Source organism: Klebsiella sp. HN106 (assembly GCF_051209435.1).
GTDB classification, from domain to species: domain Bacteria; phylum Pseudomonadota; class Gammaproteobacteria; order Enterobacterales; family Enterobacteriaceae; genus Klebsiella; species Klebsiella oxytoca.
Window position 1 is genome coordinate 193,181 of sequence record NZ_JBLURD010000004.1, and the last position, 25,767, is coordinate 218,947.

Consider the following 25,767-nt stretch of genomic DNA (forward strand, 5'->3'; position numbering starts at 1 on the left):
GATGACTGATTAAGAGAATTTATCAGTTCCCCGGTTTTAAGTTACTGACCTGCTATCGTTCCCCCCTATCACAGCAATCATTATCATCGCTCTAAATGAACTTGATAATCATTCGCATTTTGATAGCATAAAACATAGCAAAGGCTATATTTCCAGAGGCAGAAAATGACAAACAGTCGCGTTGAGAATAGCAGCGGTCGCGCAGCGCGCAAGATTAAGCTCGCCCTGATGGGGCCTGCGTTCATTGCTGCCATTGGCTATATCGATCCGGGTAATTTCGCGACTAACATCCAGGCCGGCGCCAGCTTTGGCTACCAACTGCTATGGGTGGTCGTGTGGGCAAATCTGATGGCGATGCTGATTCAGGTGATGTCGGCGAAGCTGGGTATCGCTACCGGTAAAAATCTGGCAGAGCAAATTCGCGACCACTACCCGCGTCCGGTGGTGTGGTTTTACTGGGTGCAGGCGGAAATTATCGCTATGGCGACCGACCTTGCAGAGTTTATTGGCGCAGCCATTGGATTTAAGCTGGTGCTCGGCGTGTCATTGCTGCAGGGCGCGGTATTGACGGGGATCGCGACGTTCCTGATCCTGATGCTACAGCGCCGCGGACAAAAACCGCTGGAAAAAGTCATCGGCGGACTGCTGCTGTTTGTTGCGGCGGCTTATGTCGTTGAACTTATCTTCTCCCAGCCGGCGCTGGCGCCGCTGGCGAAAGGCATGCTCGTACCGTCTCTGCCAACCAGCGAAGCGGTATTCCTTGCCGCCGGGGTATTGGGGGCGACCATCATGCCGCATGTTATCTATTTACACTCGTCGCTCACTCAGCACCTGCACGGGGGGACGCGCAAAGAGCGCTATAACGCCACGCGCTGGGATGTTGCCATCGCTATGACAATCGCAGGTTTTGTTAACCTGGCCATGATGGCGACCGCCGCCGCGGCCTTCCATTTCAATGGTCACACCGGCGTTGCCGATCTCGATCAGGCCTATCTGACGCTGGAGCCGTTGTTGAGCCACGCGGCAGCCACCATCTTTGGGCTGAGCCTGGTCGCCGCCGGTTTATCCTCCACGGTTGTAGGCACCCTGGCGGGGCAGGTCGTAATGCAGGGTTTTATTCGCTTTCATATCCCGCTGTGGTTTCGTCGGGCCATTACCATGCTGCCTTCATTCATTGTGATTTTGATGGGGCTTGATCCGACGCGTATTCTGGTGATGAGCCAGGTCTTGCTGAGCTTCGGTATCGCCCTGGCGCTGGTGCCGCTGCTCATCTTTACCAGCAATGCGCGGCTGATGGGGGATCTGGTTAATTCCCGGTGGGTGAAAGTGCTGGGGTGGGCGATTGTCGCGGTGGTTGTGGTGCTCAACGGCTGGCTGATTGTTGGAACGCTGGTCGGTTAAGCAGGTAATTAAAAAGGGAGCCGGATGGCTCCCTTTTGCGATTAATGATGCCCGTGACCATGGCCGCGGCCGCCATGGCCTCGTCCCCAGCCGCCGCGTCGGTCGTCGCGATCTTTCCAGCCTTCGCGATAGCCGCGTTCGTAGGCTTTACCTTTATCCCAGCCGCGATGCCAGCCGTTATCGTGACGACGCCAGCGGTTATCGCGCCATTCATAGTGTTTACGCCAGTAATCACGGTCGCGCCAGCCGCCACCGTCCCAGTAGTTACCATAATTGTCGCGATCGCCAATTTGTAATTTTATTGATGGCAACAGGGTGATTTCACCAGCGTTAGCGACCAATGGCGCTGAAGCCAGAAGCACTGCAGCCAAAATCAGTGACCTGAACATACTCTTCTCCTTCACGATCGGGGCCGTTGTCGGCCTGTTAACCCGATATTACGGGGCAGTAAAGCCCCGTCGCATCGGAGGAACTCCTAAATCGCCAGTGAGAGCACTTTTTGCTAAAGTAAAAATGAATTTACACCGCAAGGATTGCGTCAATCGTTGCCTGTTCTTCGGCGGTGAAACGGCGGTTTCCCAGCATGCCAATCGCATCGTCGAGCTGCGTGGTTTTGCTGGCGCCAATCAATACCGAAGTCACTTTCTCGTCGCGCAGCACCCAGGCCAGGGCCATCTGCGAGAGCTTCTGCCCGCGGGCTTCGGCCACTGCGTCAAGTTGACGAATCTTTTCCAGTTTGCTTTCGGTAAGCTGATCCGGTTGCAGGAATTGACTGCCGCTGGCGGCGCGGGAATCCGCCGGAATGCCATGCAGATAACGGTTAGTTAACTGGCCGCCGGCAAGCGGTGAAAACGCTATACTTCCCACCCCTGCGCTCTGCAGGAAATCGAGTAAACCCCCCTCGACCCAGCGTTCGAACATGGAATATTTAGGCTGATGAATCAGACACGGTGTGCCCAGCTCGTTAAGAATATTGACGGCTTCCCGGGCCTGTTCGAGAGGATAATTCGATAATCCAACGTACAGAGCCTTCCCCTGGCGGACGAGATGGTCCAGCGCGCGCATGGTTTCCTGCAGCGGCGTTTCAGGATCGGGACGGTGGTGGTAGAAAATATCGACATAGTCGAGGCCCATTCGTTTAAGGCTTTGGTCGAGGCTGGCAATCAGATATTTGCGTGAGCCCCAGTCGCCATAGGGGCCGTCCCACATGGTGTAACCGGCTTTACTGGAGATAATCAGTTCATCGCGATAGGGCAAGAAGTCCTCTTTCAGGATGCGACCAAAATTGCTCTCCGCGGAACCCGGCGGTGGCCCGTAGTTGTTGGCCAGGTCGAAATGGGTGATGCCGAGATCGAATGCGTGACGCAGAAGCTGACGGCTGGTTTCCACCCGCGTTTCGTCGCCGAAATTATGCCAAAGCCCAAGAGAAATTGCCGGTAGCTTTAGCCCGCTATGACCGCAACGGCGGTATTCCATCGTTTGATATCGCGTGGTGTTTGCCTGGTAAACCATACTTCCTCCGCACTTAAAACAGGGTTGTGTATACGTTTACACTAAAGAATGTTTGCCGGCGAGTATACTCCCGGAACGCGTAAATTTTGCTTTCCACCGTCTTTGTTGAGTGCAATCTGGACAGCGCAACTGCTTATTCAATACTCAACTTACCTGCACGAGAGGAGAGTAAGGATATGCAACCGACTTATACCATTGGCGATTATCTGCTGGATCGTCTCGTAGATTGCGGCATAGACCGCTTGTTTGGCGTACCTGGTGATTACAATTTACAGTTTCTCGATAGCGTTATTGCGCAGCAGAATTTAGGGTGGGTAGGTTGCGCTAACGAGCTCAACGCGGCCTACGCCGCTGATGGCTATGCGCGTATCAAAGGCGCAGGCGCGCTGTTGACCACCTACGGCGTCGGCGAACTGAGCGCGCTTAACGGTATTGCCGGCAGCTACGCCGAACATGTTCCGGTTCTGCATATTGTCGGCGCCCCCTCAACCGGCGCGCAGCAGCGCGGCGAGCTGCTGCACCATACGCTGGGCGACGGTGATTTCAGCCACTTCTCGCGCATGAGCGAGCAGATTACCTGCTCTCAGGCGGTACTGGCGGCGGGAAATGCCTGCCATGAAATCGACCGCGTACTCTGCGAGATGCTCACCCATCATCGCCCCGGTTATTTGATGCTGCCTGCCGATGTGGCGAAGGCAAAAGCGACACCCCCTGCACATCCTTTGCTTATTCCGAGTCTGCCTGCCGATGAGAACCAGCTGGCGGGACTCCGAGAGCACGCGGAGCGGATGCTCAGAAGTCGTCGTCGCGTATCGCTGCTGGCTGATTTTCTTGCTCAGCGCTATGGGCTACAAAATGTTCTCAGAAAATGGGTCGCCAGCGTGCCCGTCTCCTGCGCCACGATGTTAATGGGCAAAGGGCTTTTTGATGAGCAACAAAGCGGTTTTGTTGGCACTTACAGCGGGATTGCGAGCGCAGAGGAAACCCGCGAGGCCATTGAAAACGCTGACACCATTATTTGTATCGGCACCCGTTTTACCGACACCATTACCGCGGGCTTTACCCAGCATCTGCCGCAGGAAAAAACGATTGAAATCCAGCCGTTTGCCGTTCGGGTAGGCGACCATTGGTTCAGCCGGGTTCCGATGGATAAGGCGCTCGAAATAGTCATCGAGCTCTCCGCAAGTCTGGCGGGGGAATGGGTGCCGCCGAATATTCAGGCGCCCGGGGTGAGCGGCGCGCCTGAAGGAAGCCTGACGCAGAAAAACTTCTGGAGTACGGTGCAGGAACAGCTCCGCCCGGGAGACATTATTCTTGCCGATCAGGGAACCGCGGCTTTTGGCGCCGCCGCGCTTAAGCTGCCCACTGACGCAACGCTGATTGTCCAGCCGCTATGGGGATCGATAGGTTTCACCCTTCCGGCAGCCTACGGGGCGCAAATAGCAGCGGCGGACAGAAGGGTCGTGCTGATTGTCGGCGATGGCGCAGCGCAGTTAACTATTCAGGAACTGGGATCGATGCTCAGGGATAAGCAACGTCCGCTGATTCTGTTGCTCAATAACGAAGGCTATACGGTGGAGCGCGCGATTCACGGCCCCGAGCAGCGGTATAACGATATTGCGCTCTGGGACTGGAATCGTCTGCCTGATGCTTTTGCTCCCGATGTCCCGTCCCGATGCTGGCGCGTGACTCGCACGCATGAGCTGAGAGAAGCGATGAATAGCAGCGTCGCCTCAGACAGACTGACGCTGGTAGAGGTGATGCTGCCCAAAATGGATATCCCCGACTTTCTGCGCACGGTCACTCAGGCGCTGGAAGAGAGGAACAGCCGCGTTTAATCGCTATGCTTTCTGGCAATCATCAACGGCTTTCCGGCCAGCAGCAGCCAGGCCGGAAGCATAACAATGCACAGTAGCGGCAGTAGCGTGGTATCCGACACGACCACCGCCGCCATAAACAGGCTCAGCCAGCCATCACGCGTCACTACCAGCGTCAGGCCGAGGATAGCGCAGGAAACCGTGATGGCTGCCGGTACGGCGGGAACGTGTGCATGCAGCATCAGACCGAGCGCGACGCCGACGAACACGGCAGGAAAAATACGCCCGCCGCGAAAACCGCAGGCGGCGGCAAGTATCAGCGCCGCAAGCTTGATCACGGCAATAAGCAGGTAATCATTGGCGCCAAGCGTCAGGCTTACCGGCAACTGCTGCATCTCATCAAGGCCTTTAAATAGCGTGATATGCCCGCCGATGACGCCCAGAATCCCTAATAAAAACCCGCCGACGCCCAGCGTAAGCACAGGATTTTTCAGACGATGCATCAGCGTGTGTAGACGCGGCAGGCACCAGACGGCGACCATGCCAACGGCAATCGCGATAAGCGTCACGATGGCGCCGCTAATAATGTCGACGAAGCGCAGCTCCGACAGATAAGGCAGCGGTAGCGAAAAATGGGGGTGAAAAAACAGGCTGGTGGTCAGGGAACCCGCTGCCGCCGCAAGCAGCGGAGCAAATAGCTTGTCCCACAGGGGAACATCGTTGCTGCCGTTCAGCGTTTGCGAAAATATCAACGCCGCCGCGACCGGAGTGCCGAATAGCGCGCCGATGGTGCCGGAGGCGGCGAGAATCGTCCAGTCCAGAGGGGTAATGCGTGGAAACAGGCGACTGCCCACCGCAGCCGCCAGGGCGATATTCACGACCATAATAGGATGTTCCGGCCCCAGGCTAACGCCGCCCGCCAGACCCACTATCAGCGCCGCAAGCAGACCCGGCAGCGCGCTGGTGCTGACCGGTGCGCCTATCAGCGACTCTGTTGCCGGGTCCGGTCCCGCGTGCCCGGGACTAAAGCGCACGATCAGCCCAACGGCGATGCCGGTTCCGGTGAGAATAGCCATCGTCCACAAAGGGCCATCGGCATTGATGCCTACGCTCGCAGGCAGGCTGGTCCACAGGATATTTTGCAAAACGGCGGCTATTTTCATCGCCACGATTAAAACCAGACTGCAAGCAATACCAATGACGACTGCGGGTATCGATAATAGGAGCATGGTTCTGGCGCGTGGGTGCAGCATGAAAATATCCTTCTGAGTATCCTTGGCACTAATTTGCATGGACTCGTAAAGAGCGTCGACGCAAATGGTGCTGAAACGATAAAGTAATGATGCAACCTGAAAATTGTAAGCGCCAGGATGCTCAATTTTTCATGAATTTCAGTTCAATTGTGACGCAGATCGCTAAACCAGGGGCGCTTATGCGTTGGTCGTTGTTGTTAGCGCTTCATGAATTTAGAGTGTGCCAAAAGAATTATTTTGACTTTAGCGGAGCCGTAACGGAATGACAAAATTTGCTTTAGTAGGGGACGTAGGCGGAACGAATGCTCGTCTGGCGTTGTGCGATCTGGCAAGCGGGGAGATCTCCCGTGCAAAGACCTATTCCGGGCTCGATTATCCCAGTCTTGAAGCTGTTGTTCAGGTCTATCTGGAAGAGCATAACGTCAAGGTTGAGGACGGCTGTATAGCCATCGCCTGTCCCATTACCGGCGATTGGGTGGCGATGACCAACCACACCTGGGCATTTTCTATCGCCGAGATGAAAAAAAATCTGGGGTTCTCGCATCTGGAAATCATTAATGATTTCACGGCGGTGTCGATGGCGATCCCGATGTTGAAAGCCGAACATCTGATTCAGTTTGGCGGCGCGAAGCCGATTGAAGGCAAGCCGATAGCCGTCTATGGCGCAGGTACCGGGTTGGGCGTTGCTCATCTGGTTCATGTCGATAAGCGCTGGGTGAGCCTGCCGGGAGAGGGCGGGCACGTGGATTTTGCGCCTAACAGCGAAGAGGAAGGCATTATTCTGGAAGAGCTGCGTACCGAGCTGGGTCACGTCTCCGCCGAGCGCGTACTTTCAGGGCCCGGACTGGTGAACCTTTATCATGCGATCGTTAAATCTGACGGGCGTCTGCCGGAAAATCTGCAGCCTAAGGATGTGACTGAACGTGCGCTGGCCGATACCTGCATCGATTGCCGTCGCGCGCTATCGCTATTTTGCGTCATTATGGGCCGCTTTGGCGGTAACCTGGCGCTGACGCTCGGTACTTTTGGCGGCGTGTATATCGCTGGCGGCATTGTGCCGCGCTTCCTCGATTTCTTTAAAGCTTCAGGTTTTCGCGGCGGTTTTGAAGATAAAGGTCGGTTTAAAGCCTTCGTGCAGGATATCCCGGTCTATCTGATCGTCCACGACAATCCGGGGCTACTGGGATCCGGAGCCCACCTGCGTCAGACTCTGGGACAGGTTCTTTAATCCTTACGTTAACCCGGATAAATCGCTTATCCGGGTAACTTTCCTACAGATGCATGAGCTGGCGAAACTCTTTGACCTTGCTGCGGCTGACCGGAACCTGGAACTCCAGATCGCGAAGCCGCAGAATATAGGTGTTGTTAAACCAGGGTTCGATTTCGCGAATTTTGTTCAGGTTGACGCAGTACGAGCGGTGACAGCGGAAAAAGTGCGCCGTCGGTAGCTTGTTGCAGAACTCCGTAATATTCATCGGCATCACAAATGACTCTCTTCGGGTATAAACAAAAGTCATCTTTTCATGCGCTTCCGCATAGTAAATATCGTGGATGCTGGTGACGATAATCCGCTCATCTTTAATCAGGTTAATGGTGTCATTTTCCCTGGCCGGATTAGGCATCGCACCGGCGCTCGGCTGCTGCTGCTGCTGCCAGGCGCTGGTCAGCTTTTGCAGCATATTAATGATGCGCGACTCCTGATAGGGCTTCAGGATGTAATCAAAGGCTTCCAGCTCAAAGGCTTCCACCGCATGTTCTTTCCACGCGGTAATAAATACGATAAAGGGCTTATGCGCGAACTGGCTGATATTTTGCGCCAGTAGTACGCCATCCAGCGAAGGAATATTGATGTCGAGAAAAATGGCGTCGACTTTGTTGTGTTGTAAAAACTTCAGTACGTCCAGCCCGTCGTCAAAGGTGCCGACAATCTCCATCTCGCTATGGGTGTTAATCAACCAGGTGAGCTCTTGCTGCGCGAGGAACTCATCTTCAACAATGATGACTTTCATTTTATCTCCGCTCATGACAGCAGCGACTCCCTGGCCGCCTGGGGCGCGTGCTGGTGAGGCACATAGAAGGCGATTTCGGTCCCTGGCGTCAGGCGTCGGATATGCAGGCCTTCGCCGTACAGCAGCTTGACCCGATGATGAACATTGAGCAGGCCAATTTTATTTCCCGGCATTTCGTTAGCCTCGACTCTCGCCACTACCGCAGGGTCAATACCGTTCCCCGTATCGCGAACGCTAATTCGTACCCGATTTCCGCACTCATTAATGCCGATGGTCACCACCCCTTTACCTTTACAAGGCTGAATCCCGTGGACAATCGCATTCTCCACCAGCGGCTGAATAAGCAGGCTGGGGATCATAAAGCTGACTTCATCATCAATATCATAAATCACCGTCAGCTTGTCGCCGAAGCGAGCCTGTTCAATGGCGATGTAATCCTTGATTTGATACAGCTCCCTTTTGATGTCTATTTGTTCATCATCTTTTAATTCAATGTTGTAGCGGAGATAGCGCGACAGATTAAAAATTAACTGGCGCGCGGTGTCCGGATTCATGCGAATCGACGACGAAATCGCGTTCAGGGCATTGAATAAAAAGTGGGGGTTAATTTTGCTTTGCAGTGCGCGCAGTTCGGCTTTATTAGCCATTTCACGAAGCTGCTCTGCGCGGGAGACCTCCAGCTGAGTCGAGATGATTTGCGACAGGCCAATCGCCATTTCCTGTAGCGATGAGGTTATGCGGTGAGCGTGGCAATAATAGATTTTTAACGTACCGGTGACGATGCCTTTTTCCCATAGAGGAATGACCAGCATAGAGTGTATTTCCGGCGTCCGATGAGCTTCGTCATTGTTTTTAATAATGATTTTTCCATAGCGAATCGCCTGTTGCGTTGTCGGGCTGATAAAGTCGTCGTTATCCCGGTAGTTGATTTCCCCGACGCCGACGTAGGCCATCACATGTTGAGTATTGGTAATGGCGACGGCATCGGCATTAATATCGCGGCGGATAATATCGCATACCTGACGCAGGGACTCGCTATTGACGTGGCGAAACAAGGGGAGCGTTTTGTTAGCGATGTCGAGCGCCAGTTTCGCCTGACGCGCGGCGCTGGCCTCCTTTTCCCCTTCAACGCTCTGCACCAGCAAAACGATAAAACCGATGCATACGCTGCCAAGGATCATCGGAATACCGATTTTTGACACGATATCTATCCCCAGCGAGAACGATGGAGCCCACGCCACCACGAGTATCATGGTTAAGGTTTCGCACAGCATCCCGGCGAGGATCCCCGCTTTCCAGCGCTGCGCTTTAGGGACTTTACGACTGATTAACCCGGAGAGTAGACCGGCGACAATGCTGGTGATAAAGCAGGGGATGGCGGTGACGCCATCAATATCGATTAGATAGCGATGTACGCCGGCAATGACGCCCACTATCGCGCCTACCCAGGGGCCGAAGAGGATCCCGCCGGACATGACTGCGATAATACGCACGTTGACCAGTGAACCTTCGACCGGTACGCCGGACCAGGTACTGAAAAGGGCAAACAGGGAGAAAATGGCGGTAACGGCCAGCAGCTCTTTTGGCGTGTGCGCGGATTTATGCAGAAGTTCACGAAACAGGCGCAGGCGAATGAGAAAAAAGAGACAAATCAGCATTAATGCCGCGCGGTCAAAAACCGCCAGCAGCATAGTAAATATTTCGTGCATGTGTGCGCCGTGTTAATCGCGAGAAAGCAATATGATAGAAAACCTCGTCGCAGAAGACCAGCCGAAGAGAGGAATGAGGAAAAGTCACACAAATAAAAGGGGATTAATGACGATGCGCTGAGTTTCAATAGCGTCTGCGCAGGCGGTGCTTTTTGCGTAAAGTTAAAGATATCAAAATGTTAAATTTAATGAAGGGTATGATATCCAGGATGCTTCTTTCTGCCGTATTTAGCTGAAATGATGCCCGTTTTCAGCGTGAAAAATTTTTTTTAATCCACCTCTCGACAGGAAGAAAATATTCGGGTTATTTTCTAAACGTGCTGCGGTTGCAGCCGCGTCGCTCGGACGGTCCGGGCGCTAACGTTAATCCGAGGAATCTATGGCTGAATTCAGTCCTGAACGCCGTTTTACGCGTATCGATCGTCTCCCCCCGTACGTTTTTAATATTACTGCCGAACTCAAAATGGCTGCGCGACGCCGCGGCGAAGATATTATTGACTTCAGCATGGGTAACCCCGATGGCGCGACGCCGCCGCATATCGTTGAAAAGCTATGTACCGTTGCCCAGCGCCCCGATACGCACGGTTATTCCACCTCTCGCGGCATCCCGCGACTGCGCCGGGCTATTTCTCGCTGGTATCAGGATCGCTATGACGTAGAGATCGATCCGGAATCAGAAGCGATTGTGACCATCGGTTCAAAGGAGGGGCTGGCGCATCTGATGCTGGCGACGCTTGACCATGGCGACACCGTGCTGGTGCCGAATCCCAGCTATCCAATTCATATTTACGGTGCGGTGATTGCCGGAGCTCAGGTTCGTTCAGTTCCCCTCGTTGAAGGCGTGGATTTTTTTAACGAGCTTGAGCGCGCTATTCGTGAGAGCTATCCGAAGCCGAAAATGATGATCCTCGGTTTTCCATCCAATCCGACAGCGCAGTGCGTTGAACTGGAGTTCTTCGAGAAAGTCGTCGCGCTGGCGAAGCGTTATGACGTACTGGTCGTGCACGATTTGGCCTACGCCGATATTGTGTATGACGGTTGGAAAGCGCCTTCTATTATGCAGGTTCCCGGCGCGCGCGATGTGGCCGTCGAATTCTTTACGCTCTCAAAAAGCTACAATATGGCAGGCTGGCGTATTGGCTTTATGGTGGGTAACAAAACGTTGGTTAATGCGCTGGCGCGCATTAAAAGCTACCACGATTACGGCACTTTCACTCCTCTGCAGGTTGCGGCTATTGCTGCGCTTGAAGGCGATCAGCAGTGCGTTCGCGACATCGCCGAACAGTACAAACGCCGCCGGGACGTGCTGGTGAAAGGGTTACATGAGGCGGGCTGGATGGTGGAGTGCCCGAAGGCCTCGATGTACGTATGGGCTAAGATCCCTGAGCAGTACGCGGCCATGGGGTCCCTGGAGTTTGCTAAAAAGCTGCTGCAGGATGCTAAAGTCTGCGTTTCACCCGGCATCGGTTTTGGTGATTACGGTGATACTCACGTACGCTTCGCTTTAATCGAAAACCGCGATCGTATCCGCCAGGCCGTACGCGGTATTAAATCAATGTTCCGCGCCGACGGGCTGCTTCCGGCAGCGGCTAAGTTAACCAGCGAAAGCAACGAATAAAAAAAGGAGCCGAGAGGCTCCTTTTTTTAACACCGTTAAAGCTAGATCATCAGGGCGAAAGTACCGGCCCAAACGATGACCATAAAAGAAATGCCCATTAAGAAATATTTCACGACTCATCACTCCGCGCTCTCGGCGAGACGCCTTACATGAATTTGCTCTTCATTGCCTGCTCAGCTATCGCTAACTAAAACGACACTTTTTTAGCCGGCGGTAGCTGTAAATTCTGAGCGTAAACGGCTCCAGATGGCGCTAATGTACGCCTAAAAAATGAGGGAAACAAGAGCCATTTTTTTATTAATTTTTAGTTACTTACGAGTGTCGTGATTCGGCGACACATTAATTTCATTCGGTATTAAATTTCATTCTGGCGACGGTCGTTAACAATGGTTTTTGTAGGGATATAGTTACTTGATTTTGGGCTTTTTTCTGTCTGAATACGGGATGGGGTAACCATCCCGTAAGAGGATTAGACGGGTTTAGCGAGTGGCTGAGTTCTGATGTTGCCACTCTTGCGGATAGCGTGCCGGGGCAAAACGCAATGTGAGGAGCATTAACGCCAGGACGCAGGCGGCGTGAAACATCCAGCCCGGAAGGAAATTGCCGTTTAAGCTCCGCAGCAGCCCTGAAAGCCAGGGGGAAATACCTGCAATAATAAAGCCCACTCCTTGCATAAAGGCCACCAGGCGACCCGCGATAGCGGGGTGCTTCGCGTGATCGAGCGCCAGTACCAGGCAGAGCGGAAACGCGCCGCCAAGTCCAATACCGCAGCAGATAGCCCAGGCAAGCGGTAGCTGCTGCGGTAGCCAGATAAAGCCGCAGAAGCCGATGAGCTGCAGCGCCAGCGCCAGCATCAGAAGCTTTCGCCGATCTTCATGCCTGGCCAGAACAGGCAGAAGTAGCGCTCCGCCAGTCTGGCCGACGGTCATTAACGCCAAAAGGGTACCGCTAAACTGCGCGCTATAGCCTGACTGCATATAGTAGGGTGGCAGCCAGGCGATCAAACTGGCGTAACCGCCGTTTATCAAACCAAAATAGAGGCTAAGTATCCACGCTCGACGATGGCGAAAAACAGAGAGCTGTATTGTCGATGGCGTCTGGACAGGTAACGTTCTGCTTAGCGGCCACCAGCAAAGGAGCGCTGTCGCTGCGGGTAGCGCCCACCACGCAAGCGCGTGATACCAGATAGCGCTGTGCTGCGCCAGCCACGGCGTAAATGCGGCTCCCAGACCGCCACCGCCCATCAGCGCCGCTGACCAGAGTCCCATCACCTGAGGCGTCCGACGATGAAACAGGCGTTTTATTACCGCAGGAATGAGCGCCTGGATAATACCAATGCCGATCCCGCCAAGAAGCGCGCTGCTGAGTAATAGCGCGCTCTGCGGCGCCAGTTCGCGAAGTAAAGCTCCGGCGGCGATGATTAACAGACTGAAGGCGATACTTTGACGTTCGCTGAATCGGCTGTTAATCCAGCCGCCGGCAAGCGCCAGCAGACCCATCGCGATCACCGGGAGCGCAGTGAGCAGGGAGGCAAGCGTGAAGCTCATACCACTTGCCTGCTGTATCTGGGGAAGGAGCGGGCCTGGCGATGTCAGCAGCGGACGCATATTCATTCCGATAAGCACCAACACCAGCAGCATGGCGCCGTTACGTTGCGTCTGATTCATTGCCGGGTGACCGTGGCGTGTTGAGCGCTGAAGTAAGGATGGGGGGAATTCATTGCGATCTCCTGGGGCTATCAGTCAAAAGGCGCAGGGAGAGTACGCCTGTTGTTTGATAAGTTAAAATACTTATTTATGATTGAGTTCATTTGAATTGCTTATGAGTGAATTCATGTTGCTGCGACATCTCAATTACTTCATTGCCGTTGCTGAACAAGGTAGTTTTACGCGGGCCGCAGCGATACTGCATATTTCGCAGCCGGCTTTATCGCAACAGATTCGCCAGCTGGAGGAGTCTCTGGGCGTACGGCTTTTTGATCGCAGCGGGCGTCATACTTGTCTGACGGATGCCGGGAAGGTGTGGTTGACGTACGCGCACAGGGCGCGGCAGGAGCTCGCTGAGGGGCAGCGTGCGCTTCATGATGTGGAGGACCTGCAGCGCGGTTCGCTACGTATTGCGATGATGCCTACCTTTACGACTTACTTTGTGGGGCCGCTGGTGGCTTCGTTCTATCAACGTTACCCAAATATTACGCTGGATTTGCAAGAGATGACCCAGGAGCGAATGGAGGCCATGTTGCTCAATGATGAGCTCGATATCGGCATTGCTTTCGAAGGCAACGATGCGCGAGATATTGTTTATCAGCCGCTGCTTTCGGAAACCCTGGCGCTGGTGGTAGGCCGGCGTCACCCTCTGGCGACGGCCGAACGCGTCAAGCTGGCTGCGCTCAGTCAGGAATCTCTGATTCTGCTCAGTCGCGCTTTCGCGACTCGCCAGCAAATCGAACGTTACTGCCGGCAGCGTGATATTCAACCGAAAGTTCAGATGGAGGCTAACTCGATTAGCGCTCTCCTGGCCGTGGTAGAACGCACATCGCTGGCAACCCTGCTTCCGGCGTCCATTATTCTGGCGCGTGACGATCTCACTGCCATTGAACTCACCCCACCGTTACTCGCGAGAACCGCATGTCTGCTACAGCGAAAGGGCGCCTGGCAAAGCGCCGCGGCCCGCGAATTTATACTGATGGCGCATCGGGCTGCGATGAAGATCAGTGAAGGTCTTACAGATACTGAATAAGCGAGCTTTGTTGTTATGTTGATTTATGTTTATATGAAATGACTTATTAGCAGACTGGTAATTCATAAAGTATGGTCTTATTATGAAGTCAGGTTCATATCTGAAATTATATTGAAGGCCATTTGACGTTTAAAACTGAGGTATGCGCCACCGCTTCATGGCGCCAGAAAGGGTTTTTATTCTAATGTTTAAATTCACGGTTAGTCATTTGAGCGTGTATTCTGATGCCGGGAGATTAATACTGCCGTAGCTGGAGACCACGCCTTCTGCCCTTAGTCTATCCATTGCGATATTGAATATTTTATTTTTATTGTTTTCCGTTGCGTTTAGAATATTATCACCAAAGTGTGGGTTGGCTTGAATGATGTGATTGATGAATTCAATGAGCAGTTTATTTTGAAGAATAATTGAGGGATTATGCACCTCTTTATCCTCAATTATATTTAGCGGTTTTTCTGCAAATTCCAGAGGGCGGCTGCTGATGGTATGCTCATAAATTTTCTCAATCGCCTGATTAGTGATGTAAAGCTTATTCATCGTGATGGTTGGCTTCTCATCCTCATCGGGGGTGAAGTGACAGAAGAGGACGTTTCTTGCCGGTGAAATTATGCTGATCCGCTGTTCAGTAATGATGCTATCGGGGTTTTCTAGTACTTCCGTTAAATTCCTCGTGTGGCTGTACCACAGGCCAGATACGGAAACCCGGAGTTTTAACTGGGTAACAGGCGTTCCATATTGGGCATCCAGGTTCGGTTCACTTTCATTGAATCTAAAAATTTTGTTTATTTTGGAGTGAGGGGACCACGATCTTTCGCTTCTGCTCAATTCATCAATATTTGATGTGTTAAAAAAATAGGGTTTGTTGCCGCCCTGCTGATGGCGGATAGCACTCTTTAACGTTCCGTTGGTTCTGCCTAATTTGATGCAAAGGCTTATTGCACCAATATCATGCCAATGAAGCAGATCTTCTAATTCACAATTTAATAATTTTTGAGCGCGAGAGATTGAACAATATTCCAGTGGCGGAAGGTTGTTGAGTTTCCATATGTTCCGTTCTTTTCTTTCCATGGTCATTATTATCTTATGAAAAATAGGTTGGCTTTTGAGTTTCTTAAGCTGAATTTTGTCTACGTATTGATGATTGTATGATGTTTAATTCATGCTAAATAATTTATCAGAGATGATGTTGTATATCAATTGGTGAATCGGGTCAGACCGTTATCTGTCGTGCAGTCTATCACTTTTTCTGCAGTAATTAAATATATCGCTAATAGAAAATTATAATTGATAGCTATTATTACAGGGAATGATTTGCATTTAATTATTTATGTAGTGAATTGAATCCGGAGGTGTATACGACGTTAATGACAATACGGGATCGTGTGCTTTAGCTGGAGGTGGGAGTTCTCAGAACGTAAACTGTTCGATAAACGCCGGTTAACGAGCGTAGCTGGAAGGTTGAACAGCGGGCTGCCATCGCTTGCATCAGGCCTGCAACACGAAAATATCTCTAAAGGGGGCGGGGTGTCAGGCAGGGATTTCCCGATGTAACAAGGCAGATTGTCCCCTGCAGGAATCGAACCTGCAACTAGCCCTTAGGAGGGGCTCGTTATATCCATTTAACTAAGGGGACATGGCGCCGGGATTATAGCGTTATTTTCGGCGCACGTTAAGCTTGCGCGGCCCAACTGCTTAATCTATAGCCATTTAGCGCTTTTTTCTCTCTTCAGCCGCACGGGCTTTCTTCTCGTGGCTCATATCATTACGGATCTGAGCATGGCTTAATAACGCGAAAATAAAGGTCCCACCGCAGATGTTTCCGGCAAGGGTCGGGAGCGCGAACGGCCAGATGAATTCCTGCCACGGCAGCGTGCCGTTGAACACCAGGTAGAAAATCTCGACGCTGCCCACCACAATATGCGTAGTGTCCGCCAGGGCGATAAGCCAGGTCATCAGGATGATGACGATAATTTTCGCGGAGCCTGCGGCGGGAAACATCCACACCATGGTTGCGACCAGCCAACCGGAGATAATCGCATTGGCAAACATCTCCAGCGGAGGATTTTGCATCACCTTCAGGCTGATTTTAAGAAAGGCTTCGCGAGTCGGTTCATCGAACACGGGCATGACATCGAACGCCCATGCTGCGATAGCGGTTCCAATTAAGTTACCCGCCAGTACAACACCCCATAAACGTAACAGCAGGCCGATATTGCTGAGCGTGGGTTTATGCATAATCGGCAGGACGGCGGTGACGGTATTCTCGGTGAACAGCTGTTGCCGAGCGAGAATGACGATAACAAAGCCAAAGGTGTAGCCGAGATTTTCCAGCAAAAAACCGCCGGGCAGCTCGCTGAGATGGACATGGAATATGCCTTTGGCAACCAGCGAAGCCCCCATTGAGAGTCCTGCTGCAATCGCTGACCAGAGGAGCGCCATGGCATCGCGCTCAAGCTCTTTCTCTCCTTCCTGGCGAATCACTTCATGCGTAGCCATCGCCTGTGAAGGCAGGCGTTCTTCATCCACCTCAATTTCTTCACCATTCTGTTTTTCTTCACTTTCAACCTCAACATCTTCACTATCATGGTGAGTTTGCGGCTTCATAACTTTTCCTCAACGGCTGGTCTTTATTATAATCGTAGAGCGGTTTCGGTTATTTGGAGTGGATAAGCTCCTAAATTCTTTGTAATGACAAGATTAGCAATACGGAAATTGCAAAATGTGTATAGAATCGGGGGCATCAACAACGATGCCAAAAAAGGCTATGCTGAAAGCAGGCACATGCTTACGGGCGATATCTTAATGGAGGCGGCTGTCCTCGGATAACCCCCAGCGATAGCTAAAATTAACAGGGAGATACCTATGAATTTTCGCCTGTCGGCGCTTGCGCTTGGCGCCACATTGCTGGTGGGGTGCGCCAGTTCTGGTTCTGGCGATCTACCGCAGGGGCGTTCAGATCCGCTTGAAGGTTTTAACCGAACCATGTTCAACTTCAACTACAATGTTGTCGATCCTTATGTTCTTCGGCCTGTTGCCGTAGCGTGGCGAGATTATGTTCCGCAGCCGGCGCGTAATGGTCTGAGCAATTTTACCAGCAACCTTGAAGAACCTGCGGTAATGGTGAACTCCTTCCTGAAGGGCGATCCCTATAAAGGTATGGTGCACTTTACGCGTTTCTTCCTGAACACACTCCTCGGGATGGGTGGGCTGGTTGATGTAGCGGGAATGGCGAATCCAAAACTGCAACGCGTTGAGCCTGCTCGCTTCGGTAGCACCCTGGGTCACTATGGTGTGGGATACGGCCCCTATGTGCAGTTGCCTTTCTACGGCAGCTTTACGCTGCGTGATGAAGGCGGTGATATGGCTGATGACTTGTATCCGGTTCTTTCCTGGCTGACATGGCCGATGTCTATTGGTAAATGGATGGTAGAGGGAGTCGAAACCCGCGCGCAGCTGCTGGATTCCGATGGCTTGCTCCGTCAGTCCTCCGATCCGTATATCCTGATGCGTGAAGCTTACTTCCAGCGTCATGATTTTATCGCCAACGGCGGTAAACTTTCTCCGAATGAGAACCCCAACGCTCAGGCGATTGAAGGCGATCTCAAAGATATCGATTCACAGTAACCGTCGGGTTGAAAGTAAAAAGGGTGAACATGATGTTCACCCTTTTTTGTTGCTGCTGTTGATTAGAAACGGTAGTTAAAGTTCGCGCCGTACAGCCAGGCTTTACCTTCTGATTTAAAGGTATACGGCCCTTCTGTAAATTCGACGTGCTGACCGTGCATATAGGACACACCGACGTCGACGGAAGCATCTTTATTAAAGGCGTAAGTCGTACCGGCGCTGAGCCACAGGCGATCCTGATCCGGGATAGAGATGGAACGATTGGAAGCCGGAACCGGGCTATCATCAAAGGCGATACCGGTACGGAAGGTCCAGTTATCGTCATGGTAATAGGTGGTACCCAGAGCGATACGATAGGAATCTTTAAAACCTTCATCTTTATAGAACAGCGTTTCGCCGCCGCTGGTTTTGGTGGCTTTCAGCTCCTGGAACTGGCTCCAGCTGGTATAAGCCAGGCTGTAGTGAACGGCCCATTTTGGCGCTACGCGGTTATAACCTGAGATTTCCCACATTTCGGGCAGATTCAACGTCAGAGAACCGCCGATTGTCGAACCACCTGTGCCGTAAGGCAGTCCCAGACCGAGGGCAGAGTTAATAGGGTTGAGGGATGACGGCAGACTGCTCTTATAATCTCCGTCAAAATCAACTTTGACCTCAGAGCGGTAGGTTAAGCCGTAGCGGTTGTTTTTATCGACTTCATATAAAATGCCCGCATTCCAGCCGAAGCCCCACTCATCACCCTTCAGACGAGCGATTTGCGTATCGCGGCTGATACCGCCAGCCTGTTGACCAATTGCCGCGGCTTGGGCCGGAGAGAGTTTGCCGGCTTTCACCATTCCCGGTAGCTGCGCGCCGATAATATCCGGTAAATCGCCCGCGTAGCGCTCTAGTTTAGCTCTGGCATAGACGGCGTCAAAGCCTAAACCAAAGCTCCAGTGATCGTTGAGACGATAGGCGCCGCTCAGATTGAGGTTGAGGGTTTCGAGGTCGGTTGTACCGCCCATTGAGCCCGCGGCAAAATCATTGTTGAACTCGGTGGCTAAACCATAGTTAGACGTCAGAGAAGCCCCCCAGCCAAACTGGTCGTTAATCGGCGCCACAAAGTGCAGATTGGGTACCCATGCGGTTGGCGCGATATTGTCCTGGCTGGCGTCATTACCGATAACTGAACTGCCGGTGACGTTGACATCAGGATCGACAAAAATAGCGCCGCCCGAGAAAGTCGGACGGTCGAACATCATAATCAATGCCGGGTTACGGCTGACGTTTCCAGCATCGTCAGCAATAGCTCCTTCACCTGAATAGGCGCGACCAAGGCCCGATGAAGAGAATTCGTTTAACTGAAAGCCTGCCGACCAGGCCTGGCTTGAAACAAGTGCTACAGCCACTGCAAGGGCAGATTGGGTAAGGCGGGTTTTCTGGCTCATGCCCATAACCTCATAGAGTTATTTTTATTTAAACAATGTTACATGCTGTAACAGGAGCGCGAAGTGTAGGGTCTGCTTTACGACAGAGAAATCAGACCAGTGCGCTGAGTATAGGTCTGACCAGATGATATGTTGCAAGTTTGTTTATAAGTTTTTTCAATTGTGATCTAAGAAACGCGATCCAGTTGGCAAATTTGCCGGGGTACCCGCAATCCAAAGTAGGCACTTTTTGTTTTGGATCATTTTTAAGTGTGATTTCGGTCACTTATCTCCTTTGTCGCCATTAACGACTGGAGGCAGGCATGCCCCGGGCGTAAAATAAGCACATTATTTGTCTGGCACCTTGAGTGCATATACAGAGGAAATCTACGATGAGTAAATGCAGTGCTGATGAAACCCCGGTTTGCTGCTGTATGGATGTTGGTACCATCATGGACAACACCGATTGCACCGCATCTTATAGCCGCGTGTTTGCGAACCGCGCCGAAGCGGAAGAAATGCTTGCCGCATTGAGTGAAAGAGCGCGTAATGTTGAATCGGAGCCGTGCAAAATCACCCCGACCTTTACTGATGTTGATGGCGGCGTGAAGCTGGATATCGATTTCGTGTTTAGCTGCGAAGCTGAAACCCTGATTTTCCAGCTCGGCCTGCGTTAATCCCTTCCCAAACGCTCCTCCTCGCAGGGGCGTTATCTTTTCTAATCAATGTGTTTTGGCTCGCACTTTTTCTGTTCCCCGATTGGCTTAATGTAAAATATTAGTTAAAACTGTTATCAGGTCAGACCACTTTGTTTTATCGGTTAACAGGGGAGCGTTATGAGTCAGGCATTACCGCTAGTCACCCGTCAGGGCGATCGTATCGCCATCGTCAGCGGTTTACGTACGCCGTTTGCCCGGCAGGCGACGGCTTTCCACGGCGTTCCAGCCGTTGATTTAGGTAAGCTGGTGGTCGGCGAAATGCTGGCTCGCAGCAATATCCCCGCGGATATAATAGACCTGCTGGTATTTGGTCAGGTGGTACAGATGCCGGAAGCACCGAACATCGCGCGGGAAATTGTGCTGGGTACCGGTATGAGCGTACATACTGATGCCTATAGCGTCAGTCGCGCCTGTGCGACCAGCTTTCAGGCGGTGGCCAACGTCGCGGAGAGCCTGATGGCGGGAACCATTCATGCAGGCATCGCCGGCGGGGCCGACTCCTCTTCCGTATTGCCCATTGGCGTGAGCAAAAAACTTGCCAGAACGCTTGTTGATGCCAACAAAGCCCGCACTTTGGGACAGCGCCTGAAGCTCTTTTCCCGGCTGCGTTTCCGCGATCTTCTCCCTGTGCCACCAGCTGTTGCCGAATATTCCACCGGTCTGCGGATGGGCGATACCGCTGAGCAGATGGCGAAAACGTGGGGTATCACGCGTGAGCGGCAGGATGCGCTGGCGCTTCGTTCGCACCAGCTTGCGGCGAGGGCCTGGGAGGAAGGGAAATTAACGGCAGAAGTCATGACTGCCTACACGCCGCCGTTCCGTGAACCTCTGGAACAGGATAACAACATCCGTAAGAATTCAACGCTGGCAGATTACCAAAAGTTACGTCCGGCCTTCGATCGCAAACACGGTAGCGTGACCGCCGCTAACAGTACGCCGTTAACCGATGGGGCGGCGGCGGTGATCCTGATGACCGAATCCCGGGCTAAAGCGCTTGGGTTAATACCGCTGGGCTACCTGCGCAGCTACGCTTTTACCGCGATTGATGTTCGCCAGGATATGCTGCTGGGTCCGGCGTGGTCGACGCCGCTGGCGCTGGAAAGAGCCGGGCTGACGCTGGCCGATTTAACCCTGATTGATATGCATGAAGCCTTTGCTGCGCAAACGCTGGCGAATTTGCAATGCATGGCCAGCGATCGATTTGCCCGTGAGGTGCTTGGCCGCTCTCAGGCTATCGGCGAAGTCGATGAGAGCAAATTCAACGTGCTTGGCGGTTCGATTGCCTACGGCCATCCCTTTGCCGCCACCGGCGCGCGAATGATTACCCAAACGCTGCATGAACTGCAGCGTCGCGGCGGAGGATTTGGGCTGGTTACCGCCTGCGCGGCGGGTGGGTTGGGTTCAGCTATGGTTCTGGAGGCCGAATGATGGAAACCGTGTCGGCATTTACGCTTGAGGTTCGCCCGGACAATATCGCTGTCATCACCATTGACGCGCCAGGTGAAAAAATGAACACCCTGAAAGCTGAGTTCGCCAGCGAGGTGCGGGGAATTATCCGTCAGCTCCGCGACAATAAAGAACTGCGCGGCGCGGTATTTATTTCCGCAAAAGCGGATAACTTTATCGCCGGGGCCGATATCAACATGATTGCCCGCTGTCATTCCGCTCAGGAAGCGGAGGCGCTGGCCCGTCAGGGGCAGCAAATCATGGCCGAGATCCACGGGCTCCCCATTCCAGTGATCGCCGCAATTCACGGCGCATGCCTGGGCGGAGGCCTGGAACTGGCGCTGGCCTGCCACGGGCGGGTATGCAGCGATGATAATAAAACCCGGCTTGGCCTGCCGGAAGTTCAGTTGGGCCTGCTGCCAGGTTCTGGCGGCACCCAGCGTTTACCGCGATTAATTGGCGTCAGCAGCGCGCTGGAGATGATCCTGACCGGCAAACAGCTTCGCCCGCGCCAGGCTCTGAAGGCGGGACTGGTCGATGAAGTGGTGCCACAGACCATCCTGCTACAAACCGCAGTTGAACGGGCTCTTAAAGGTCGTCCGGCAAGCCGTACCGTCCCGGCGCGCGAACGTATTCTCGCAGGACCTCTCGCCCGCAGCCTGCTGTTTCGTCTGGTAGCGAAAAAGACGCATCACAAAACCCAGGGCAACTACCCGGCAACTGAGCGCATTCTGCAGGTGATTGAGACCGGACTGGCGCAGGGCTGCAGCAGCGGATACGCAGAAGAAGCCCGCGCTTTTGGCGAGCTGGCGATGACGCCGCAATCGCAGGCGCTACGATCGATTTTTTTCGCCAGCACCGATCTAAAAAAGGATCGCGGTGCGGATGCGCAGCCCGTCGCGCTGCGTAGCGTGGGCATTCTTGGCGGAGGACTGATGGGGGGCGGCATCGCCTACGTCACCGCATGCAAAGGAGAATTGCCGGTCCGCATTAAGGACATTCAGCCGCGCGGGATAAATCATGCATTGAAATACAGTTGGGATCTGCTCGATAAACAGGTGCGCCGCCGCTATCTGCGCGCCAGCGAGCGCGATCGCCAGATGGGGTTGATTACCGGTTCGCTGGATTACCAGGGCTTTGCCCATCGCGATGTGGTGATCGAAGCGGTATTTGAAGATCTGACGCTCAAGCAGAAAATGGTCAGCGAAGTGGAACAACACTGCCACCCGGAGACGATCTTTGCCTCTAATACGTCGTCTTTACCGATCGCAGAGATCGCGGCGCAAGCGAGCAGACCGCATCGGGTTATCGGCCTGCACTTTTTCAGCCCGGTAGAAAAAATGCCGCTGGTCGAAGTGATTCCACATCGTGGTACCGATCGGCAGACTATTGCCACGGTGGTAAAGCTGGCGAAGCTGCAGGGGAAAACGCCGATTGTCGTCGCGGATAAAGCCGGATTTTATGTTAACCGAATTCTCGCGCCCTATATTAATGAAGCCATGCGCCTGTTAATAGAAGGGGAGCCGATCGATCACATTGATAAGTCGTTGGTTCAATTTGGCTTTCCGGTAGGGCCAATTCAGCTTCTTGATGAAGTGGGGATCGAGACCGGCACTAAAATTATTCCCGTTCTGGAGGCGGCATGGGGAGAGCGTTTTAGCCCGCCTGCAAACATCATTAGCGCAATTCTGAATGACGATCGCAAAGGGAGAAAAAATAACCGGGGTTTCTATCTTTATGCGGTAAAAGGGCGTAAAAGCAAAAAACGGCCCGACCCGGCGATTTACAACCTGCTGGGTATCGCTTCTCCACAGGCGCGCTTGTCCGCGCAGCAGGTGGCGGAACGCTGCGTCATGATGATGCTCAATGAAGCGGCGCGCTGCTTCGATGAGCAGGTTATTCGCAACGCTCGCGATGGCGATATCGGCGCCGTGTTTGGCATTGGCTTTCCGCCGTTCCTTGGCGGCCCGTTCCGCTATATGGATAGATTGGGTGCGGGGGAAGTCGCAGCGATTTTGCAGCGTCTGGCCGCACAATACGGCCCGCGTTTTACACCATGTGACACTTTGTTACACATGGCCGAGCAGGGGGCGACCTTTTGGCCCGCTGATGAACGTACGACCTAAGTTGTGGTCAAAGAAGGTAAATCCGTTTGTGAATGGCGCAGTGCTTTGGCGATTTTGTAAGCGATAGTTGACTATACTTACGCCATTGAGGTAAAAAACAGCGTTTCATTCGTTGAATGGATCAGGCACAATGCCCGGCCACCGGGTCACCTGCGTATCGTCTACGTGGGTAAGACCGCGGTGCTTCTGGTTAACAAAAGCGGTGCAATATGCAAGTTTTTATCATGCGTCACGGCGACGCTGCCCTCGATGCAGCCAGTGACTCGGTTCGTCCATTAACCGTCTGCGGTTGCGATGAGTCTCGTCAGATGGCAACCTGGCTGAAAGGTCAAAAAGTGGATATTGAGCGAGTTCTTGTCAGTCCCTACCTGCGTGCAGAACAGACGCTGGAAATCGTTGGGGAGTGCATGAATCTGCCAAAAGATGTCGACGTGATGCCGGAACTCACGCCGTGCGGCGATGTTGGCATGGTCAGCGCTTATCTCCAGGCGCTGGCGAATGAAGGTGTGGCGACGGCGCTGGTCGTGTCCCACCTCCCTCTGGTGGGGTACCTCGTCTCAGAGCTGTGCCCGGGGGAAACTCCCCCGATGTTCACCACTTCGGCGATTGCCTGCGTTACGCTTGATGCCAGCGGCAAAGGCGAGTTCAACTGGCAAATGAGCCCCTGCAATTTGAAGATGGCGAAAGCTATCTGATTTCCTCCGGAGCCGACGTTTTACGGAAGCTCCGGCGGTTGCCACTCTTCAACTTCAATCAGTACCAGCAGTGCGGCGTCACCGCCGTACTCTTTTGGTGCCTGATGAAACGCCATGATATGCGGGTGCTGAGCCAGCCATAGCGGCGTTTGCTGTTTGAGAATATGCTTCCCATGCCCGTGCATTACGCAGGCGCAAAATACGTGCTCGCGACGGCAGGCGGCAATCAACGCCCCCAGCTCCTGCTTGGCCTGCTGCTGGGTCAAACCGTGCAGATCGAGAAACAGCTCCGGCGAATAATCACCCCGACGCAGTTTTTTCAGCTCAAAGTGGCTGACGTCCGCACGCACATACTTCACCGATCCTTCGGTATTCAGCAACGGCTGAAACTCATCAGAAAAGTAGTGGCTGTTATCGGCCTGCTCCTGGAGCAGCCGCTTGGGCGGTACTTCAGCGATTTTTTTGCGCTGCGGACGGTGAACAATGGTGTCCTGCTTAATCTGACGAGTGCCGGTCATTAGCTGCCGGAACAATGCCTGATCCTCCTCGCTTAGCGTTGTTTTCTTTTTCATTACCTGGTCTCATTTTTTCTTTGCCGGTAGTTTACCCGACTCGCCACGCATCCAGGCAAGGAAAACCTCTTTTTCCCCCTCAGCGTGACGTAAGAATGCTGATTTATCCCCGTCTTCGTGGCAAACTAGCCGCCGAATTTATAGCAGAGCGTGCCCTGGGGGATAGCGTGGATAAAATTTTTGTTGATGAAGCCGTTAATGAGCTTCATACCATTCAGGACATGCTGCGTTGGGCGGTTAGTCGCTTCAGCGCTGCAAATATCTGGTACGGACACGGTACCGACAACCCGTGGGACGAAGCGGTGCAGCTGGTGATGCCGTCGCTGTATCTGCCGCTCGATATTCCGGAAGATATGCGCACCGCGCGCCTGACTTCCAGTGAGAAACACCGAATCGTTGAGCGCGTGATTCGCCGCATTAACGAACGCATTCCGGTCGCTTATCTGACCAACAAAGCCTGGTTCTGCGGACATGAGTTTTACGTCGATGAGCGCGTGCTGGTGCCGCGCTCGCCGATTGGCGAACTCATTAATAACCATTTTTCCGGCCTGATTGACCACTATCCGCAGCACATCCTCGATATGTGCACCGGCAGCGGCTGTATCGCTATCGCCTGCGCTTACGCTTTTCCGGAAGCGGAAGTCGATGCGGTCGATATTTCCCCTGATGCGCTGGCCGTTACCGAGCAGAACGTAGAAGACCATGGCTTAATTCACCACGTGACGCCAATTCGCTCCGATCTGTTCCGCGACCTGCCGAAGGTGCAATACGATCTGATCGTCACTAATCCGCCGTACGTCGATGAAGAAGATATGTCCGACCTGCCGGGTGAATATCGTCATGAACCGGTTCTCGGCCTGGCGTCCGGTAGCGATGGCCTGAAGCTAACTCGGCGGATCCTGGCCTGCGCGCCGGATTATCTCAGCGATGACGGTATCCTGATTTGTGAAGTCGGCAACAGCATGGTACATCTGATGGAACAGTATCCTGACGTTCCATTTACCTGGCTGGAGTTTGAAAACGGCGGCGATGGCGTCTTTATGCTGACTAAACCGCAGCTGATTGCCGCCCGCGCGCATTTCGGCATCTATAAAGACTAAAACAACACGCAAACATAACGA

Annotated in this window: 22 protein-coding genes and 1 tRNA gene; 11 read left to right on the top strand and 12 right to left on the bottom strand. The window is 53.2% G+C overall.

Annotated features, from left to right (window positions below; all coding sequences use genetic code 11):
- Positions 1 to 165: 165 nt before the first annotated feature.
- Complete coding sequence (locus ACSIPU_RS13580) at positions 166 to 1,401, top strand: Nramp family divalent metal transporter (RefSeq protein WP_004114311.1); 1,236 nt, start codon at positions 166 to 168, stop codon at positions 1,399 to 1,401.
- Positions 1,402 to 1,442: 41 nt separating this feature from the next.
- Here the strand turns inward: ACSIPU_RS13580 and ACSIPU_RS13585 are convergent, their stop codons facing one another.
- Both ACSIPU_RS13585 and mgrA read right to left on the bottom strand, forming a co-directional pair.
- On the bottom strand, positions 1,443 to 1,790 hold the full coding sequence (locus tag ACSIPU_RS13585; protein ID WP_004104306.1) for a DUF2502 domain-containing protein: 348 nt from the start codon (positions 1,788 to 1,790) through the stop codon (positions 1,443 to 1,445).
- 130 nt (positions 1,791 to 1,920) lie between these two features.
- The gene (mgrA, locus tag ACSIPU_RS13590; RefSeq protein WP_032728593.1) at positions 1,921 to 2,913 is read right to left on the bottom strand and encodes an L-glyceraldehyde 3-phosphate reductase; all 993 of its coding nucleotides are present in this window, start codon (positions 2,911 to 2,913) and stop codon (positions 1,921 to 1,923) included.
- A gap of 176 nt (positions 2,914 to 3,089) precedes the next feature.
- Here mgrA and ACSIPU_RS13595 point away from each other — a divergent pair, with 176 nt between their 5' ends.
- On the top strand, positions 3,090 to 4,751 hold the full coding sequence (locus ACSIPU_RS13595) for an alpha-keto acid decarboxylase family protein (RefSeq protein ID WP_196557861.1): 1,662 nt from the start codon (positions 3,090 to 3,092) through the stop codon (positions 4,749 to 4,751).
- Here ACSIPU_RS13595 and ACSIPU_RS13600 read toward each other — a convergent pair.
- The gene (locus ACSIPU_RS13600) at positions 4,748 to 5,983 is read right to left on the bottom strand and encodes an ion channel protein (protein WP_024274532.1); all 1,236 of its coding nucleotides are present in this window, start codon (positions 5,981 to 5,983) and stop codon (positions 4,748 to 4,750) included. The two genes, ACSIPU_RS13595 and ACSIPU_RS13600, sit on opposite strands and share 4 nt — an antisense overlap.
- A 262-nt stretch (positions 5,984 to 6,245) precedes the next feature.
- Here ACSIPU_RS13600 and glk point away from each other — a divergent pair, with 262 nt between their 5' ends.
- On the top strand, positions 6,246 to 7,211 hold the full coding sequence (gene glk, locus ACSIPU_RS13605; RefSeq protein ID WP_004104302.1) for a glucokinase: 966 nt from the start codon (positions 6,246 to 6,248) through the stop codon (positions 7,209 to 7,211).
- 43 nt (positions 7,212 to 7,254) lie between these two features.
- On the opposite strand, the gene ACSIPU_RS13610 is transcribed toward glk, so the two are convergent.
- Together ACSIPU_RS13610 and ACSIPU_RS13615 are read right to left on the bottom strand one after the other, a co-directional pair.
- Complete coding sequence (locus tag ACSIPU_RS13610) at positions 7,255 to 7,992, bottom strand: LytR/AlgR family response regulator transcription factor (RefSeq protein ID WP_023321391.1); 738 nt, start codon at positions 7,990 to 7,992, stop codon at positions 7,255 to 7,257.
- An 11-nt stretch (positions 7,993 to 8,003) separates the two neighbouring features.
- A complete protein-coding gene (locus ACSIPU_RS13615) occupies positions 8,004 to 9,683 on the bottom strand; it encodes a sensor histidine kinase (RefSeq protein ID WP_162098335.1) in 1,680 nt (559 codons plus the stop codon).
- A 397-nt stretch (positions 9,684 to 10,080) separates the two neighbouring features.
- On the opposite strand from ACSIPU_RS13615, the gene alaC reads away from it, so the two are divergent.
- Entirely contained in the window at positions 10,081 to 11,319 is a 1,239-nt protein-coding gene (gene alaC / locus ACSIPU_RS13620; protein ID WP_004104296.1) for an alanine transaminase, read from the top strand.
- Between the two features lie 41 nt (positions 11,320 to 11,360).
- On the opposite strand, the gene ypdK is transcribed toward alaC, so the two are convergent.
- Both ypdK and ACSIPU_RS13630 read right to left on the bottom strand, forming a co-directional pair.
- Positions 11,361 to 11,432 carry a membrane protein YpdK gene (gene ypdK / locus ACSIPU_RS13625; RefSeq protein ID WP_077777854.1) on the bottom strand — a complete coding sequence of 24 codons (72 nt, stop codon included), beginning with the start codon at positions 11,430 to 11,432 and terminating at the stop codon, positions 11,361 to 11,363.
- Between the two features lie 366 nt (positions 11,433 to 11,798).
- Complete coding sequence (locus ACSIPU_RS13630; protein ID WP_004104294.1) at positions 11,799 to 12,986, bottom strand: cyanate transporter; 1,188 nt, start codon at positions 12,984 to 12,986, stop codon at positions 11,799 to 11,801.
- A 166-nt stretch (positions 12,987 to 13,152) separates the two neighbouring features.
- On the opposite strand from ACSIPU_RS13630, the gene cynR reads away from it, so the two are divergent.
- Positions 13,153 to 14,058, top strand: a complete 906-nt coding sequence (gene cynR, locus ACSIPU_RS13635) for a transcriptional regulator CynR (RefSeq protein WP_004104292.1) — start codon at positions 13,153 to 13,155, stop codon at positions 14,056 to 14,058.
- 204 nt (positions 14,059 to 14,262) lie between these two features.
- Here cynR and ACSIPU_RS13640 read toward each other — a convergent pair whose 3' ends face one another.
- From ACSIPU_RS13640 to ACSIPU_RS13650, 3 genes are all read right to left on the bottom strand, one after another.
- Positions 14,263 to 15,132, bottom strand: coding sequence for a hypothetical protein (locus tag ACSIPU_RS13640; RefSeq protein WP_004114296.1), 870 nt, complete (start codon positions 15,130 to 15,132; stop codon positions 14,263 to 14,265).
- Positions 15,133 to 15,619: 487 nt separating this feature from the next.
- Positions 15,620 to 15,691: transfer RNA gene (locus ACSIPU_RS13645), tRNA-Arg, on the bottom strand.
- Positions 15,692 to 15,765: 74 nt separating this feature from the next.
- Positions 15,766 to 16,662 carry a formate/nitrite transporter family protein gene (locus ACSIPU_RS13650; protein ID WP_004104191.1) on the bottom strand — a complete coding sequence of 299 codons (897 nt, stop codon included), beginning with the start codon at positions 16,660 to 16,662 and terminating at the stop codon, positions 15,766 to 15,768.
- Between the two features lie 258 nt (positions 16,663 to 16,920).
- Here ACSIPU_RS13650 and mlaA point away from each other — a divergent pair, with 258 nt between their 5' ends.
- Positions 16,921 to 17,682 (top strand): phospholipid-binding lipoprotein MlaA, encoded by a 762-nt coding sequence (mlaA, locus tag ACSIPU_RS13655; protein WP_004104189.1) that lies wholly within the window; start codon positions 16,921 to 16,923, stop codon positions 17,680 to 17,682.
- Between the two features lie 62 nt (positions 17,683 to 17,744).
- Here the strand turns inward: mlaA and fadL are convergent, their stop codons facing one another.
- Positions 17,745 to 19,109 carry a long-chain fatty acid transporter FadL gene (gene fadL, locus ACSIPU_RS13660; protein WP_004104187.1) on the bottom strand — a complete coding sequence of 455 codons (1,365 nt, stop codon included), beginning with the start codon at positions 19,107 to 19,109 and terminating at the stop codon, positions 17,745 to 17,747.
- 371 nt (positions 19,110 to 19,480) lie between these two features.
- Between fadL and ACSIPU_RS13665 the strand changes: the two genes are divergently transcribed.
- From ACSIPU_RS13665 to sixA, 4 genes are all read left to right on the top strand, one after another.
- On the top strand, positions 19,481 to 19,765 hold the full coding sequence (locus ACSIPU_RS13665) for a YfcZ/YiiS family protein (RefSeq protein ID WP_004104185.1): 285 nt from the start codon (positions 19,481 to 19,483) through the stop codon (positions 19,763 to 19,765).
- Between the two features lie 159 nt (positions 19,766 to 19,924).
- Positions 19,925 to 21,235 (top strand): acetyl-CoA C-acyltransferase FadI, encoded by a 1,311-nt coding sequence (gene fadI, locus ACSIPU_RS13670; protein ID WP_004104183.1) that lies wholly within the window; start codon positions 19,925 to 19,927, stop codon positions 21,233 to 21,235.
- Complete coding sequence (fadJ, locus tag ACSIPU_RS13675; protein WP_024274530.1) at positions 21,235 to 23,379, top strand: fatty acid oxidation complex subunit alpha FadJ; 2,145 nt, start codon at positions 21,235 to 21,237, stop codon at positions 23,377 to 23,379. The genes fadI and fadJ overlap by 1 nt, the downstream gene beginning before the upstream one ends.
- Before the next feature lie 209 nt (positions 23,380 to 23,588).
- Entirely contained in the window at positions 23,589 to 24,074 is a 486-nt protein-coding gene (sixA, locus tag ACSIPU_RS13680) for a phosphohistidine phosphatase SixA (RefSeq protein ID WP_014230284.1), read from the top strand.
- A gap of 20 nt (positions 24,075 to 24,094) precedes the next feature.
- Here sixA and smrB read toward each other — a convergent pair whose 3' ends face one another.
- Entirely contained in the window at positions 24,095 to 24,646 is a 552-nt protein-coding gene (gene smrB, locus ACSIPU_RS13685; RefSeq protein WP_004104178.1) for an endonuclease SmrB, read from the bottom strand.
- 167 nt (positions 24,647 to 24,813) lie between these two features.
- On the opposite strand from smrB, the gene prmB reads away from it, so the two are divergent.
- Positions 24,814 to 25,746, top strand: a complete 933-nt coding sequence (prmB, locus tag ACSIPU_RS13690) for a 50S ribosomal protein L3 N(5)-glutamine methyltransferase (RefSeq protein WP_024274529.1) — start codon at positions 24,814 to 24,816, stop codon at positions 25,744 to 25,746.
- Positions 25,747 to 25,767: the final 21 nt, after the last annotated feature.

What these genes read in the sequence shown, in the direction of transcription:
- ACSIPU_RS13580 (WP_004114311.1), top strand. Translation starts at nt 166, where the DNA reads ATGACAAACAGTCGCGTTGAGAATAGCAGCGGTCGCGCAGCGCGCAAG.
- ACSIPU_RS13585 (WP_004104306.1), bottom strand. Translation starts at nt 1,790, where the DNA reads ATGTTCAGGTCACTGATTTTGGCTGCAGTGCTTCTGGCTTCAGCGCCA.
- mgrA (WP_032728593.1), bottom strand. Translation starts at nt 2,913, where the DNA reads ATGGTTTACCAGGCAAACACCACGCGATATCAAACGATGGAATACCGC.
- ACSIPU_RS13595 (WP_196557861.1), top strand. Translation starts at nt 3,090, where the DNA reads ATGCAACCGACTTATACCATTGGCGATTATCTGCTGGATCGTCTCGTA.
- ACSIPU_RS13600 (WP_024274532.1), bottom strand. Translation starts at nt 5,983, where the DNA reads ATGCTGCACCCACGCGCCAGAACCATGCTCCTATTATCGATACCCGCA.
- glk (WP_004104302.1), top strand. Translation starts at nt 6,246, where the DNA reads ATGACAAAATTTGCTTTAGTAGGGGACGTAGGCGGAACGAATGCTCGT.
- ACSIPU_RS13610 (WP_023321391.1), bottom strand. Translation starts at nt 7,992, where the DNA reads ATGAAAGTCATCATTGTTGAAGATGAGTTCCTCGCGCAGCAAGAGCTC.
- ACSIPU_RS13615 (WP_162098335.1), bottom strand. Translation starts at nt 9,683, where the DNA reads ATGCTGCTGGCGGTTTTTGACCGCGCGGCATTAATGCTGATTTGTCTC.
- alaC (WP_004104296.1), top strand. Translation starts at nt 10,081, where the DNA reads ATGGCTGAATTCAGTCCTGAACGCCGTTTTACGCGTATCGATCGTCTC.
- ACSIPU_RS13630 (WP_004104294.1), bottom strand. Translation starts at nt 12,986, where the DNA reads ATGAATCAGACGCAACGTAACGGCGCCATGCTGCTGGTGTTGGTGCTT.
- cynR (WP_004104292.1), top strand. Translation starts at nt 13,153, where the DNA reads ATGTTGCTGCGACATCTCAATTACTTCATTGCCGTTGCTGAACAAGGT.
- ACSIPU_RS13640 (WP_004114296.1), bottom strand. Translation starts at nt 15,132, where the DNA reads ATGACCATGGAAAGAAAAGAACGGAACATATGGAAACTCAACAACCTT.
- ACSIPU_RS13650 (WP_004104191.1), bottom strand. Translation starts at nt 16,662, where the DNA reads ATGAAGCCGCAAACTCACCATGATAGTGAAGATGTTGAGGTTGAAAGT.
- mlaA (WP_004104189.1), top strand. Translation starts at nt 16,921, where the DNA reads ATGAATTTTCGCCTGTCGGCGCTTGCGCTTGGCGCCACATTGCTGGTG.
- fadL (WP_004104187.1), bottom strand. Translation starts at nt 19,109, where the DNA reads ATGAGCCAGAAAACCCGCCTTACCCAATCTGCCCTTGCAGTGGCTGTA.
- ACSIPU_RS13665 (WP_004104185.1), top strand. Translation starts at nt 19,481, where the DNA reads ATGAGTAAATGCAGTGCTGATGAAACCCCGGTTTGCTGCTGTATGGAT.
- fadI (WP_004104183.1), top strand. Translation starts at nt 19,925, where the DNA reads ATGAGTCAGGCATTACCGCTAGTCACCCGTCAGGGCGATCGTATCGCC.
- fadJ (WP_024274530.1), top strand. Translation starts at nt 21,235, where the DNA reads ATGGAAACCGTGTCGGCATTTACGCTTGAGGTTCGCCCGGACAATATC.
- sixA (WP_014230284.1), top strand. Translation starts at nt 23,589, where the DNA reads ATGCAAGTTTTTATCATGCGTCACGGCGACGCTGCCCTCGATGCAGCC.
- smrB (WP_004104178.1), bottom strand. Translation starts at nt 24,646, where the DNA reads ATGAAAAAGAAAACAACGCTAAGCGAGGAGGATCAGGCATTGTTCCGG.